A 14,593-nucleotide genomic window follows, 5' to 3' on the forward strand; every position below is an offset into this window, starting at 1 on the left:
TCGTTATCACACTCTAAAACAATCAAACGTGCAAATGATAAATCACACACTATTATCACTATCGAAACGTTTCGATGGCTTTTTCTTGAGTTGTTCTCAACCCATTAAACGTTATTTTTCGATAGGTCGTGATATGAAAAAAAGTACCCTAATAAACTCTGAGCTCTCTTACCTAGTGGCGACTCTTGGCCACACAGATGAAATCACGATTTGTGACGCGGGCTTACCGATTCCAGACCACGTCACTCGCATTGATCTTGCTCTGACTCATGGTGTACCAAGCTTTCAACAAACGGTAAAAACCATGCTGGATGAGTCTCAAATTGAAGGTGTTGTGATTGCAGAAGAGTTTGCGAAAGTCAGCCCTGAACATCACGCCGCGCTGATTGATTTAATCAAGACAGAAGAAGCGCGTTGCGGCAAATCGCTTTCGATTACGTACATCACTCATGAAGAATTCAAAGAGCGCACGCACGAAAGCCGCGCGGTGATTCGCACAGGTGAATGCACACCATATGCGAATGTCATTTTCCAAGCTGGCGTAACGTTTTAGCTCAAGCGAAACGCAACGACAGTTCAGCGTCATTGCTGAACAAACACAATACATATACAGAACAATCAAATACAACTGGCCCCGAGTAAAGGAACCGACATGACTCAAGCCATTTTAGAACTTAGTTCAATTGAGAAAGCCTTCCCTGGTGTGAAAGCACTGGATAAGGCAAGCCTCAACGTTTACCCAGGACGCGTAATGGCGTTAATGGGTGAAAACGGTGCAGGTAAATCAACGCTCATGAAAGTGCTCACCGGCATTTACCACTTGGATGGCGGCACTATTGCCTACCAAGGTAAACCAGCGGCATTTAAAGGACCTCGTGATTCACAACAAGCTGGCATTAGTATCATTCACCAAGAATTGAACCTAATTCCAGAGCTAACCATCGCCGAGAACATCTTCTTAGGTCGTGAAATCACCGGGACTATGGGTCGTATTCTTTGGAACGAAATGTACCAAGAAGCGGACAAGCTACTTAAACGTCTTAATGTAAAACACAGCTCGAAAACACTTTTAGGACAGTTAAGCCTTGGTGAGCAACAAATGGTAGAGATCGCGAAAGCCCTATCGTTTGAATCTAAGGTCATCATCATGGATGAGCCAACGGATGCACTAACCGATACTGAAACTGAGTCGCTATTTAAGGTGATTAACGAGCTGCGTTCTGAAGGCTGCGGCATTGTTTACATCTCTCACCGCTTGAAAGAGATCTTCGAGATTTGTGATGACATCACCGTGCTTCGTGACGGTAAGTTCATTGGCCAATGTGAAGTAAAAGATACTGACGAAGATGGCCTAATCGAAATGATGGTTGGCCGTAAGCTGGACGAGCAATATCCTCGTATCGGCCAAAGCCACGGTGAAACTTGCCTTGAAGTGATTGGCCTGACGGGTTCTGGTGTTCACGACGTGAGCTTTACTCTAAAGCGCGGCGAAATCCTGGGTGTATCTGGCTTGATGGGTGCAGGTCGTACCGAACTGATGAAAGTGATTTACGGCGCTCTTCCGAGTGAGCGCGGTGTCATCAACTTAGAAAACAAAACCATTAACCCTGTTAGTCCAAAAGATGGCCTTGCCAATGGCATTGCATACATCTCTGAAGACCGTAAAGGCGATGGCTTGGTTCTAGGGCTTTCAGTAAAAGAAAACATGTCTTTATGTTCACTTGACCTACTGACTAACAAAGGTCAAATCCAACACAAAGACGAAGTGATGGCGGTTGATGACTTCATCAAACTGTTCAACATCAAGACCCCGACTCGCGAGCAAATCATTGGCAACCTATCTGGTGGTAACCAACAGAAAGTAGCTATCGCTAAAGGCTTGATGACAAAACCAAAAGTATTGATTCTCGATGAGCCCACTCGTGGTGTCGATGTCGGTGCTAAGAAAGAAATTTACCAACTCATTAATAAATTTAAAGCCGACGGCATGAGCATTATTTTAGTCTCATCTGAAATGCCAGAAGTGTTAGGAATGAGTGACCGCATCATGGTGATGCATGAAGGCCGTGTAAGCGGTGAATTTGATGCTAAAGAAGCAAACCAAGAATTATTACTGGCGTGTGCGGTCGGTAAAAAGATCAACGAGGACGCAGCATGAGTACTAAAACCATGAGCAAAACAACTGAAGCTCCAAAGAAAAAACCGTTAATCAGCAAAGAATGGCTGATTGATCAAAAATCATTGATTGCTTTGATCTTCCTGATTGTTGTCGTTTCTTTCTTAAATCCAAACTTTTTTACTGTCGATAACATCCTGAACATTCTGCGCCAAACCTCTGTGAATGCAATTATCGCAGTGGGTATGACACTGGTTATCTTAACTGCGGGTATCGACTTGAGTGTCGGCTCTGTACTTGCGCTTTGTGGTGCTTTCGCTGCCAGCATGATTGGCATGGAAATCCCGGTCATGATCGCCGTTCCAACAGCTCTAGTAGCAGGTGCAGCACTGGGTGCTATCAGTGGTGTGATTATCGCCAAGGGTAAAGTTCAAGCTTTCATCGCAACGCTAGTAACCATGACTCTATTGCGCGGCGTAACCATGGTTTACACCGACGGTCGTCCGATCTCAACAGGCTTCACTGAAACAGCAGACGCATTTGCTTGGTTCGGTACAGGCTACGCAATGGGCATCCCTGTTCCAGTATGGATCATGGTCGTGGTATTCGCAGCGGTATGGTACCTACTGAACCACACACGTTTCGGTCGTTATGTTTACGCTCTAGGTGGCAACGAATCAGCAACTCGCCTATCAGGTATCGATGTAGACAAAGTAAAAATCGGTGTTTACGCAATCTGTGGTCTGTTAGCAGCGGTTGCAGGCATCATCGTGGCATCTCGTTTGTCATCAGCTCAACCTACCGCAGGTATGGGCTACGAATTAGACGCTATCGCCGCAGTAGTACTGGGCGGCACAAGCTTAGCTGGTGGTCGTGGTCGCATCATGGGCACTTTGATTGGTGCATTGATTATCGGTTTCCTAAACAACGCCCTAAACCTACTAGACGTATCTTCTTACTACCAGATGATTGCAAAAGCAGTGGTTATTCTTCTGGCGGTATTGGTCGACAACAAAAACAAGTAATACAAATTGATTTATTCAGTAAACGCAACACCTATTAAAAACAAGACGTAACGTAACAATTAAACCAATAAATAACGTAACAACGAGCTAGGATTATCCAACCTAGCTCACCCTACATAAAGGACTTACACCATGAAAAAATTAGCGACTCTTATTTCTGCTGCTCTTCTTTCTACAACGGTATCTGTGTCTGCACAGGCGCAAGATACAATGGCAATCGTTCTGTCTACATTGAACAACCCATTCTTCGTAACCATGAAAGATGGCGCAGAAGCGAAAGCTGAAGAGCTAGGCTACAAGCTTATCGTTCTTGATTCTCAAAACGACCCAAGCAAAGAGCTTTCGAACATTGAAGATCTAACCATTCGTGGTGTTAAAGCAATTCTGATTAATCCTACAGATTCAGACGCTGTATCTAACGCGATTCGCATTGCTAACCGTTCAAACATCCCAGTACTAACGCTAGACCGTGGCGCAAGCCGTGGTGACGTAGTGAGCCACATTGCTTCTGATAACGTAATCGGTGGTGAAATGGCAGGTCACTACATCATGGAAAAAGTGGGCGAAAAAGCGAAAGTGATCCAACTTGAAGGTATTGCTGGTACTTCTGCAGCTCGTGAACGTGGTGAAGGCTTCATGAACGCAGTAAACGGCAGCGACCTTGAGCTTCTTGCAAGCCAACCAGCTGATTTTGACCGCACTAAAGGTCTGAACGTAATGGAGAACTTACTTGCAGCTAACCCTGACGTACAAGCGGTATTCGCTCAAAACGACGAGATGGCACTAGGTGCGCTTCGCGCAGTTCAAGCTTCAGGTAAAGACGTATTGATCGTTGGCTTTGATGGCACTGAAGACGGCATTGCTGCAGTTAACCGCGGGCTATTAGGTGCAACAGTAGCGCAACAGCCTGACTTAATCGGTTCTCTTGGTATCGAAATGGCAGACAAAGTGCTGAAAGGCGAGACAGTAGACGAGTACATTCCAGTACCTCTAAAAATTATTGCTAAGTAATCGAAAGCAGTATTCAAAACCAGTAATAGAAACCCATATTTGTTAAATAAAGCAAAAATGGTTACTAAATAAAGCGACATACAGGCAGGGGTTCCCCTATTCCCCTGCCTTCTTTACCCAACCCTCTCGACAATATATTGCTGTTTCTCATGCCCTGTTCATGGCGATGTGTAAGAGCAATGTATTCTCAAATACGATATATCATAAGGCTCGTATCATGACTCAACTGATTGTTTTAGGTAGCGTTAATGCTGACCACGTACTGCAGGTTCCTTCTTTCCCTCGTCCGGGTGAAACCTTGATTGGCGGTAACTATCAGGTCATCCCTGGTGGCAAGGGCGCAAACCAAGCGGTAGCTGCAGCGCGATTAAACGCAGATATTGGCTTTATCGCGTGTGTTGGTGACGACCCATTTGGCATCAATATTCGTCAAGATTTCGCCAAAGACGGCATCAACATCGACGGCGTGATCGTTGCAGACAACACGCCGACAGGCATTGCTATGATCCAAGTATCCGCAACGGGGGAAAACAGCATTTGTCTTTCTGCTGAAGCTAACAACAAGCTGACTTGCGACCAAATTGAACCGCACCTAGAGAAGATTCGCGGTGCTAAATACCTGCTGACTCAGCTTGAAACGCCAATTGAAGGCATTGAATACGCTGCAAAAGTGGCGAAGGAAAGCAGCACTCAAGTGATTCTTAACCCGGCTCCTGCTCGTCCTCTATCAGATACACTATTGGCGTGTGTTGATGTGATTACACCTAACGAAACAGAAGCTGAAGTACTGACAGGCATTACCGTGACTGACAGCGCATCCGCTCATCAGGCAGCTTTAGCTTTGCACGCCAAAGGCATCGAGACTGTGATGATCACACTTGGCGCGAAAGGTGTTTGGGTAAGTAAAAACGATAAGGGCGAGCTAATCGCAGGTTTCCGTGTTGAAGCAACGGATACAACCGCAGCGGGTGATACCTTCAACGGTGCATTGGTGACAGGCTTACTTGAAGACATGCCACTTGAGCGCGCGATTAAGTTTGCTCATGCCGCGGCTGCTATTTCAGTGACTCGCTTCGGCGCTCAGACGTCAATTCCAAGCCGTGCTGAAACCGACGCGTTTTTATCAGAGCAATTATCGGCTTAGCTTGATACCTACTTGAAGGCTTAATTCCTGAGCTAAACCGTCATTAACGGATGCAAGCCTTCAAATTCGGTAACAACAAATAACAAGCATAAGCCCCTGTATTCAGGCAGAATATCGCGCAACGTGGCAAGTTACTCCCACAAGGATTTTTTATGGCAACAATGAAAGACGTCGCTCGGCTAGCAAAGGTTTCAACTTCAACCGTCAGCCATGTGATCAACAAGTCACGTTTTGTCAGTGAAGAGATAGCTGAGCGTGTTAACAGTGCGGCTAAAGAACTCAACTACGCACCCTCTGCATTGGCTCGTAGTTTGAAAATGAAGCAAACCAAAACCTTAGGTATGCTGGTAACTACCTCTACTAACCCATTCTTTGGTGAAGTAGTGAAAGGTGTTGAGCGTCGTTGCTACGAGAAAGGTTACAACCTTATCTTGTGTAACACCGAAGGCGACAGCGAGCGCATGAAATCATCTATAGATACCTTGCTGCAGAAGCGTGTCGATGGCCTAATGCTGATGTGTTCAACCCTTGAAGGCGAGCACATTGATGTATTTGAACGCTACCCAGAATTACCTATCGTTGTGATGGACTGGGGCCCAATGTTGTTCGCGAGCGATAAGATCCAAGACAACTCGCATCAAGGCGGCTATATGGCGACCAAGCACTTGATCGATAACGGCCACTCTCAAATTGGTTGTATCACTGGCCCATTACACCGCAATCAAGCCTCTTCTCGTTATCAAGGCTTCAAGCAAGCGATGGAAGAAGCGAAGCTAGAGATCAACCCAAAGTGGATTGTTGAATCAAACTTCGAATGCGATGGTGGTTTTGACTCATACCAGACCTTAAAAGCGCGTGGCGAGATGCCATCGGCACTGTTTGTTAGCAATGACATGATGGCAATGGGTGTGATTCACGCAGCTGCTCAAGATGGCACATCGATTCCAAATGATCTTTCAATCATTGGCTACGATGACATTCACTTATCGAAGTACATGACCCCAGCTTTGAGCACTATCCACCAGCCAAAACACCGTTTAGGTAAAGCGGCCGTAGATACTCTATTGAACCGACTCAAAACCCCTGATGCGTATCCGCAGGTTGTTGAACTAGAACCGACTCTTGTAGAGCGAAGCAGCGTAAAAGCGATTTAGGGCTCAACCTGCCCATGATACAGTTGAAAGCTAGCTTATTCGGGCTAGCTTTTTTGTCTTTGGCACATAATTACGACTCTTACTTGCTCCATAAATACCCTTTATATGCAGGACTTACACCCCCAACGTATGCACTTGCGCGCTTAGCAACTATTTACGCAATTAGATACTGATTATCATCTACACTAACAATGAAATGACATCGACATGGAGAGCGCTGTTTTATGATCGCGGGTTGGTTTGACAACATATCCCTACAGAAGAAGCTATTGGTTAGCTTTTTTATTCCTATCGCTTTGATGCTTATCGTTGCTTTTTCTGTTCATGACAACACCCGAAATATTGTGAAAGACAATAATTGGGTCGTTCATACACACAAAGCCATCGCTCGGGCTCAAGAACTTCTCAGCCTAACAGTAGACATGGAAACGGCTCAGCGTGGCTATCTGATCTCCGGTGACCTCGTTTTTTTAGAACCCTACTACTTAGCACTTGATGTATGGCCTCAAAAAATTCAAACCCTTGCGACTCAAGTGAGTGACAATCCACCTCAAGTAGAACGCCTTAATCGAATTGATGCTATCCACAACACATGGCTAGAAAAATCAGGAGAGAAAGAGATCATGCAGCGCAACCTCGTGAACAGAGGTGAAGCTGAAATGCAAAGTGTTGTCTATCTCACTCAGCAGCAAACCGGAAAAAAACTGATTGATGAGGTCCGTCAAGAGATTGCTCAATTTATTGAAATTGAACAACAACTTATCAGTGTCAGAGTCGCCAAGTCCGAAAGCTCAGCCAATCAAACCAGTTATGTACTCATTCTGGGAACACTGTTTTCGGTGTTTATCTCACTCCTTGTCGCTACGTGGTCGTCCAAGCGAATTAAACGAAGATTACACACTCTACTTCAAGCAGCGAACCAAGTTGCCGCTGGCCATTTGAAACAAGGCGCTGCGACTCTCGAACTTGGTTCAAAGAACGACAGCCAAGACGAAGTGGCTCTCCTCACACAAAGCTTTCAAAAAATGACAACAAACCTCGTAAAAAATGACAGTGAAATGCGAGAGAAAAATCAGGAGTTAGTCGAAGAAAGAACCAAAGCAGAAGCGGCGGTAAAGGCTAAGAGCGAGTTTCTGTCGACCATGAGCCACGAGATTCGAACGCCAATGAATGGAGTACTTGGTATCTCCCAGATCATTGCCAGCCAAACTCAAGAGCCGGAAACAAAAGAGAACATCGATCTCATTCTCGATTCTGGCCATCATTTAATGACGATACTCAACGACATATTAGATTTCTCGAAAGTGGAAGAAAATAAGCTTGAGTTAGACTTTGCACCCTTTAATTTTGTCCAAGTAATACAACCTGTACGTAGCGCGCTTAAACCTTTGGCCGATGAAAAAGGCATTCGCCTGTTAATCGAAAATAATATACCAACAAGCATCCAGTTGATCGGAGACTGTGCAAGATTACGTCAGATCATGTTCAACTTGGGCGGTAATGCAACCAAATTTACCAAAGAAGGTCACGTGTCCATTCAAGCGGATCTCAACAGACCAAACAACCAACTTATTCTCACGGTAACAGACACGGGTATTGGCATTCCAAAGGACAAACACGAGCAAATTTTTAATTCGTTTGAACAAGCTGACACTTCAACCACAAGAAAGTTTGGCGGGACGGGGCTTGGCCTCGCGATCGTTAAGAATCTAGTCAGCCTAATGAATGGTGAAATAACACTGACGAGCGCTGTCGGGCTTGGCACAAAATTCCAAGTTTCTCTACCTATCGCATGGCAAGAAGGAAAAACAGGGGATATCGTCACACCAGTAATCAATACAGAAAACCTGACTTGTGATTCATTGCGTATTTTATTGGTGGAAGACAATCGTATTAATGCGATCGTTGCACAAGGCTTCTGTGAAAAGCTCGGCCATCATGTTGATCTTTCGGAGAATGGTAAATTGGCAATTGAACGCCTCAAAACCAATCAATACGACCTGATCTTGATGGACAATCACATGCCGGAAATGAACGGGATCGAGACCACTCAGTACATCCGCGAGAAACTAAAACTCGACACCTTGATATTCGCCTACACGGCCGATGTTTTCCGTGAAGCTCATGACAACTTCATTCAAGCCGGTGTCGACCATATTCTGACTAAACCTCTGCAACAAGAGAGCTTTATCGATGCCCTGCAACAATTTTCGAATCGATTACCTAAGCAAATAAAAACCGAAGGCTCGAGTGACATCAAAAACATCATCGAACTTCATCGCAAGCCAATTGAAACACTGAGATTAACAGAAGAAGAGATAAGTCAGTCAGAAGTGATACGCATACTTAAAGACGACACGGAAGGATTCAGCTTACTTATCGATTCGACCATTATTGAGTTCGAACAGTCTGTTGATCGAGTCATCGAATACTATTTAGCGAAGGAGTTAGAGCCACTATGTCGTACCCTGCACTCCATTAAAGGTATGTCGCTAAACTTAGGTCTCAACATGCTTTCTAAGCAGGCATTAGAGCTAGAAGTGCAGGCAAAAGATCAGCAACTGCCTGATATTGAACTGCTGCAAAAGCTGCTCAATCGACTGACGGTCAACATACATCAAGCTCAGCGGATGAAAGCGGTTAATTCGATTGAGCGCCAGACTCAAATGAATGATAAAACTTAAAAAAATTCACTCTCAAACCAAAGCGCAAGGTTTAATCACTTTGCGCTTTTCGATCTTATGTCGCTCTAGTCTTTGTTCTAACGATTTAACGGTCTAACGGTCTAACGGTTTAACGGTTTAACAGGGCGGTTATGTGCTGGATCTCATCTTCGACATCAATACCATTGTATTGCGGCGCAATCGAGAGATCTTGAATAATCACAGTTTCTACAGATTGCTTGTCGTTGAGCTGAAGCATTAAGTCTCCCTTTGGTGAATAGGTTCTACTACTACCACAATAAGTCGCGGTAAACGCATCAACCACATCCTGCCCAACGCGATTACACGTCACGACATGACACCCTTCTTCCAAAGCTCTTGCTTGGGCAATGGCAAAGCTATGATGACCACCAAAATTCGCGGGATGGAGAATAACGTCGACCGACTGATACGCCCTCATGATCTCTGGGAACCAGATATCAAAGCAAATCGCGACGCCGAACTTCAAACCTTTGTGTTCAAAAGTAAGAAGTTCACTTCCTCTAGAAAAGTATTCTTTGTCGAATTTCGTTTGGCTGATCTTTCTGTATTGATGACGTAAACCGGAAGCATCTACAACCACAACGCTATTGTAATATTGGCCGCTATCTTTCTCGGCAATACCAGCAACAATCAAGGTGTGATACTTCGCTGCCATCTGAGTTAATGAATCAATAGTAGTACTGTCGTTGAAGTCTTCAGCCAGTTCATGAATTTCTTCAGCATCGTTAAAAATATACCCAGTAGTGAACAATTCAGGCAACAGAGTGATATCCCCGACTGTCGATTCCGCTTCCAAAAGATCAGAAACCGACTCAATGTTCTTTTGTTTGTTTTTGTATTCAACCTCAAGCTGAATAAGAGTGATGCTGACATTATTCAAAATCGAATCCTTGCTAGGTAATACTTCAAACTAGAGACTAAGAACGACAGAGTAAGACAACTCCCTATCACTTTCTTATTCACACGCCAAAGGTTGAAGCAGGCGCACAGTCCTGTACGCATTTCAAAACTGCCTACGGCGCTAATTTAGGCTCTGGTAAAACGGGAGGCGTGCTATCCATATAGGTCAAGAAATTCGCCCACACCTCATTCGTGCGCTGCTTGGTTAACGTCGTCTTGCAGGAAAGCGCCATAATCCCTCGAATGGAACCATCACGCCATTGGGTGTACACAGAGCTACAATGAGCCGACATGTACGCCTGCCAGCTCTCCTGAGCCTTCTTAATTGATGCAACCAGCTCAGCATCATAAGCATTGTGCTCAAAGCTGGCTGCAAGGTATTTATCCAGTTCCGCTTGTGCGGATTCCAACTCAATTGCCGCACACTGATTGATCTCGATGGTATTCATCGCATTCTCGCAATCGACTACAGCATCAACAGCATCATCGGATGCAGATACAGATGCGCTCAATGACAAACAGGCTAATAAACCGATAGATAATAACTTTTTCATTTTCTTCTCCAAAATCGGAAAACGCATATATGGACTTATAAATGCCGCGCATTACGAATCTTAGTTAAGTAGGTGGCAAATTTCTGATAAGTACGTTTAGGGTTATGCAAAAGAATAACAAAAGCATACAACCAAATCAGAAGAAACATTGAAAACAAACCTGACTGAAAACCACTCAAGTACACCTCGGGGAGTAAATCGATTACCTTTTGATAGTTCTCAATGGGAATGGTGGGTTTATTACTAATCAACTCATACGTTAAGCTTATTGGTTCCACGAAGCTCCAAACTAAAAACCACGACATGCTAGCAACAGGCTCTAAACTCAGTAACGGCTTAAGTTGCTTAACTGGAACAATAAAATACAAAAGCATAATCAAATACAGAGCGGCCAAAAACAAAGTCCATGCGTTGATACTGACTTCAAAAATCCAATAACGCTCGTCTATATACATTATTAATACTACCGCCCCCAACACACTAAGGGATAATAATTTCCCCGCGTCTCTCGTTTTAGAACACCTGATCAGTACGTACCCAATCACAAGAAGAAAACATGAAACCCAAGCTAACACCTCTGGTGTGGTATCTAAAAAACGAGGCGCGGCTGTATTAGTTAAAATCAGAATTGCGTAGGTAGGAGCAATCATCAGATACGCAATTAAAACACGTAATAATATCCATATTAACTTTATTGTCATTACTATCTAACCTACTTGATTCACGTTATTACAAAAATACAAACCAGGACCTGATGATAAAAACATACAGCAATGCGCTCCATCAAAGGCCTAAAATACTGAACAAAAAAACGTCATATTTAACGCTAAAGGTATCTGTAACGTTATGATTTTTATAGTACGACCATAAAACACTCAGTTTCAATAAATAACTCATGATTTCATTCACAATATTTATGCATAGGCTTGCGTTATTATCGTTAAATTTATAAATTAAATCGAATGCTCACTTAGATCGGTAGTCTTCTTCCAATTATGGATATCAATTACCCGAATATTGCTAAAACATCGTTATGCTTCGTCGTTTCTTTTTGTATATCAATGGCAATGCTCATTCCGTTTACGCCTTTTCATTACCAGACGCTGACTGAAGACTCATCCAAACAACTAGAGCAAAAACTGAGGCACATTCAATCTCAATTCGATTACTTTTTGACTGAAGTTGAACATGGGCAATCATGCGAGTCCGTGGTTACTCAGCTTAGACAAACGGTTTTTGATACCGACTGGATTAAAGAAGCAGCGTTGTTTAATAAAAATGACCGATTTTATTGTTCAACAACAAAAGGTAACGTGTCGTTCCGCGTCTTTAAATCCATCAGAGAGCGCTTGAATTCCGACCCAAACATGACCACGTTGTCTTATACCAATGCTGCGATCACTAAAGTCAATTCCATCATGCTCATTTCTTCTAACGAAGATAATGCAGGAATTAGCTTAATGATCCCTCCTCATTTCTTGTACGACATAGTAAATCGAAACCTTTCCAATTTTGGTATCGAATCAGAAGTGAAAGTAATTGATAAAAATATATCCTTACCAAATGAAAGGGTATATTTAAAGAAAATAGTCATTGATTCTGATAAATACCCACTAACCGTTACCTCATATATCGGATATCAATATTACTTTGATTACCTCTTATGTGCGGAGCCGAGATAATACTCGTAAAATTTCAAGATAAATGAATTTTCCACAATCCTACCGCGTGAAACGTAAATCCCACCATGTAAGACGTTAGTATCTTTAGTTAGTACCAGTATCAGGGTCAATCTTAATTGACGGAGAACTAGATTCTATTGATGTATTAACACGGTCATCACTCACATCAACTTTAACTCTTAGATCTCCTCCCATTGGATAGTTAGATTGAGGCTGGAATTGATTATAATTACCCGTTACATAAGAAGGTAACTGTTGCTCAATTTGCTTCCTTACCTTATCACCTGTTGTTTCTCGCTCTTTTGTATTGGAATCGAACACACTGGGAAAAACATCAGCAAGAGTGGTTTTCTTCATTTTCTGGGCAACTTCGGTGTCACCGAAAAGTTCTTCCATTACATAGCCCGTGATAAAAACCTTACCAGCCACATCGATTAACTTACCAAACTTATTTGTTTTGGTATTTTTAGTGTCATTAGAATCAGGACTTAAATCTGGAATCAGAGGCGTACCATAGCCGCCACCACCAGGCCAATTTGTAACGAATACTGGCGTAGCACTCAAACTAGATAATCCACTAGCTAAAACCCCTTGGCCTTTTTTCTTACCTGATGCTTTATCATAGATCCAACCTCCTGCGGCAGCTCCACCTTTGATGATTGGTGCACTTATCGAGATAGCCTTATTCAACGCGTATACTGACGCTAAGATTTTCGCTAAATTCCCGTAACCACCTACAGCATCACTTATTGCTTGTGCGCCTGTCCCTACGGCTTTTAATATTGGTAACAAACCATCACCTACGTCTTTTAACCCCTTAGCGGCCTCTGCGGCAGTTCTAAACGAGTCAACTAGGTTTTGACCAACTGTTTCTACAAGCTTGTCATATTCCCCTGTAGATTTCATTTGATCAAGCATACCTAAGAACTCCCCAAGTTCATCTTTGAGCAAGTCAAATGTACCGCTATTCATGACATCTTTTTGAAATAGAGACCAATGATCACCCATGTTTGAAATCATGCCGCTCCATGTTTTCATTTGTAGTTCTGCTGAACCTTTTGTCTCTTCTCCCATGACATGTATCAAGTCTTGAATTGCAGACCTTGTTAATTGGCCTTTGCTAGCCATCTCTTGAATTTGGGCGGTACTAAAGCCTTTCCCAAAATTTTTACCTAGGTCTTTGCTCGCTTTTTGCAAATACTCATAAACGGGTACACCTCGCTCAAGCATCTGGTTCATTTCTTCAGCTTGGAGTTTCCCCTTTGTCCACGCTTGACCTAATGCCGTTGCGATACCCTCGACCTGTTCAGCACTTCCCCCCATTTTAGAGGCTTGGTCAGCGATCGCCTGCATTGTCCCGTCCATTGGGTCAAGTCCGTACGCTTTTAGTCGAATAAAAGATTGGGTAACTTCATCTAATGCGTAGGGGGTTGATTGTGTAAAGTCTTCAATCCAATCTAGAGCACTAGCAGCACCACTTTCTGAACCCATAATGCTTTGCATTGAAGCGGCTAGGGTTTCAAAATTAGCGGCTGTCTTAATGAATGTACGCTCAAATGCAAAACCCGCAGCACCAAGGCCGATAATCGTTCTATTACCTAATGAATCTATACCTTTACTCGCAGCCCTAACAGATTGATTCATCATAGCCATGGCCTTGTCGCTTTTTTTTGCAAAGTCGGACATAGAGTTACCATATCGCTTTGCTTTATCCGATAAGTTACCTGCAAGGTCTATCGTAATTTCGGTTTTCAGTTTCTGGGTCATAAAAGCCTCGAACTAGTAATAGCTAGTTAAAACGGACGTCATGGTCAATGGTTGAATCTCGCATTGAGCTTCAACCCTTATGCCATCATGGTGTCGATTTCGTCCTCACCATAAAATTCAGCCAATGCAAGGTTAGCAGTCAAAATACGATTCCAATCTTGCGCACTGATGTTGAGTTGGCATAACTCGCCAAACGTCATCTGTACCGCATCATTACCAATATGCGAGATAGAAGTGGCGGCGCACTCATTTAACGTCATGTAACCTTTTAAACCTTGGCGATGGCTATCATTAACCAAGTGAAAATCAGGTTGTGTTTCTAAGTGGCTGAGCTGGTTATCTACCAAGTCAAGAATCTGCTTGTGTGTGTTCTCATCGAGTGGGCGTAAGGTTACTTGCTTACAGTTATTCTCGTTCCACATAATGCCATCTATAAGTTGAAATTCATGCTTCATGTTGCGGCCTTATTGATTGTGTATAGGTTACCGACTTGATGGTGGTAACTTAAGCTTTCTATTGTTGACTCGGTTCTCAT

Annotated in this window: 12 protein-coding genes and 1 pseudogene; 8 read left to right on the forward strand and 5 right to left on the reverse strand. The window is 43.4% G+C overall.

Annotated elements, in window-relative coordinates:
- Positions 1–133 precede the first annotated feature (133 nt).
- The 7 genes from rbsD (at position 134) to M4S28_RS24235 (ending at position 9,134) form a co-directional block, all read left to right on the forward strand.
- Positions 134–553, forward strand: a complete 420-nt coding sequence (gene rbsD, locus M4S28_RS24205; RefSeq protein WP_029203033.1) for a D-ribose pyranase — start codon at positions 134–136, stop codon at positions 551–553.
- A 99-nt stretch (positions 554–652) separates the two neighbouring features.
- A complete protein-coding gene (rbsA, locus tag M4S28_RS24210; RefSeq protein WP_102435025.1) occupies positions 653–2,158 on the forward strand; it encodes a ribose ABC transporter ATP-binding protein RbsA in 1,506 nt (501 codons plus the stop codon).
- Complete coding sequence (rbsC, locus tag M4S28_RS24215) at positions 2,155–3,141, forward strand: ribose ABC transporter permease (RefSeq protein ID WP_192892037.1); 987 nt, start codon at positions 2,155–2,157, stop codon at positions 3,139–3,141. Before rbsA ends, rbsC begins: the two co-directional genes overlap by 4 nt.
- Before the next feature lie 132 nt (positions 3,142–3,273).
- Complete coding sequence (gene rbsB, locus M4S28_RS24220; protein WP_249633081.1) at positions 3,274–4,152, forward strand: ribose ABC transporter substrate-binding protein RbsB; 879 nt, start codon at positions 3,274–3,276, stop codon at positions 4,150–4,152.
- A 217-nt stretch (positions 4,153–4,369) separates the two neighbouring features.
- Complete coding sequence (gene rbsK, locus M4S28_RS24225; RefSeq protein WP_249633082.1) at positions 4,370–5,296, forward strand: ribokinase; 927 nt, start codon at positions 4,370–4,372, stop codon at positions 5,294–5,296.
- A 152-nt stretch (positions 5,297–5,448) separates the two neighbouring features.
- Entirely contained in the window at positions 5,449–6,450 is a 1,002-nt protein-coding gene (locus tag M4S28_RS24230; protein ID WP_048663431.1) for a substrate-binding domain-containing protein, read from the forward strand.
- 224 nt (positions 6,451–6,674) lie between these two features.
- Entirely contained in the window at positions 6,675–9,134 is a 2,460-nt protein-coding gene (locus M4S28_RS24235) for a CHASE3 domain-containing protein (protein ID WP_249633083.1), read from the forward strand.
- A gap of 109 nt (positions 9,135–9,243) precedes the next feature.
- Here the strand turns inward: M4S28_RS24235 and M4S28_RS24240 are convergent, their stop codons facing one another.
- The 3 genes from M4S28_RS24240 to M4S28_RS24250 all read right to left on the reverse strand — a co-directional run bounded on the left by M4S28_RS24240 (position 9,244) and on the right by M4S28_RS24250 (position 11,295).
- The gene (locus M4S28_RS24240) at positions 9,244–10,035 is read right to left on the reverse strand and encodes a carbon-nitrogen hydrolase family protein (RefSeq protein WP_249633084.1); all 792 of its coding nucleotides are present in this window, start codon (positions 10,033–10,035) and stop codon (positions 9,244–9,246) included.
- 133 nt (positions 10,036–10,168) lie between these two features.
- A complete protein-coding gene (locus tag M4S28_RS24245; RefSeq protein ID WP_249633085.1) occupies positions 10,169–10,609 on the reverse strand; it encodes a lysozyme inhibitor LprI family protein in 441 nt (146 codons plus the stop codon).
- A 35-nt stretch (positions 10,610–10,644) separates the two neighbouring features.
- A complete protein-coding gene (locus M4S28_RS24250; RefSeq protein WP_249633767.1) occupies positions 10,645–11,295 on the reverse strand; it encodes a hypothetical protein in 651 nt (216 codons plus the stop codon).
- Positions 11,296–11,604: 309 nt separating this feature from the next.
- Here M4S28_RS24250 and M4S28_RS24255 point away from each other — a divergent pair.
- Positions 11,605–12,273, forward strand: a pseudogene (locus M4S28_RS24255) (CSS-motif domain-containing protein); the annotation flags it as partial.
- A gap of 102 nt (positions 12,274–12,375) precedes the next feature.
- Here the strand turns inward: M4S28_RS24255 and M4S28_RS24260 are convergent.
- The gene (locus tag M4S28_RS24260) at positions 12,376–14,058 is read right to left on the reverse strand and encodes a tape measure protein (protein WP_249633087.1); all 1,683 of its coding nucleotides are present in this window, start codon (positions 14,056–14,058) and stop codon (positions 12,376–12,378) included.
- 77 nt (positions 14,059–14,135) lie between these two features.
- Positions 14,136–14,513, reverse strand: coding sequence for a 6-phospho-beta-glucosidase (locus M4S28_RS24265; protein WP_249633088.1), 378 nt, complete (start codon positions 14,511–14,513; stop codon positions 14,136–14,138).
- Between the last annotated feature and the right edge of the window lie 80 nt (positions 14,514–14,593).

It is taken from the genome of Vibrio sp. J383 (assembly GCF_023503985.1).
Classification (GTDB): domain Bacteria; phylum Pseudomonadota; class Gammaproteobacteria; order Enterobacterales; family Vibrionaceae; genus Vibrio; species Vibrio splendidus.

Bases quoted from the DNA above. Each gene is read 5' to 3' on its own strand.
- rbsC (WP_192892037.1), top strand. From the start codon at position 2,155: ATGAGTACTAAAACCATGAGCAAAACAACTGAAGCTCCAAAGAAAAAA.
- rbsA (WP_102435025.1), top strand. From the start codon at position 653: ATGACTCAAGCCATTTTAGAACTTAGTTCAATTGAGAAAGCCTTCCCT.
- M4S28_RS24245 (WP_249633085.1), bottom strand. From the start codon at position 10,609: ATGAAAAAGTTATTATCTATCGGTTTATTAGCCTGTTTGTCATTGAGC.
- rbsB (WP_249633081.1), top strand. From the start codon at position 3,274: ATGAAAAAATTAGCGACTCTTATTTCTGCTGCTCTTCTTTCTACAACG.
- M4S28_RS24230 (WP_048663431.1), top strand. From the start codon at position 5,449: ATGGCAACAATGAAAGACGTCGCTCGGCTAGCAAAGGTTTCAACTTCA.
- rbsK (WP_249633082.1), top strand. From the start codon at position 4,370: ATGACTCAACTGATTGTTTTAGGTAGCGTTAATGCTGACCACGTACTG.
- M4S28_RS24235 (WP_249633083.1), top strand. From the start codon at position 6,675: ATGATCGCGGGTTGGTTTGACAACATATCCCTACAGAAGAAGCTATTG.
- M4S28_RS24265 (WP_249633088.1), bottom strand. From the start codon at position 14,513: ATGAAGCATGAATTTCAACTTATAGATGGCATTATGTGGAACGAGAAT.
- M4S28_RS24260 (WP_249633087.1), bottom strand. From the start codon at position 14,058: ATGACCCAGAAACTGAAAACCGAAATTACGATAGACCTTGCAGGTAAC.
- rbsD (WP_029203033.1), top strand. From the start codon at position 134: ATGAAAAAAAGTACCCTAATAAACTCTGAGCTCTCTTACCTAGTGGCG.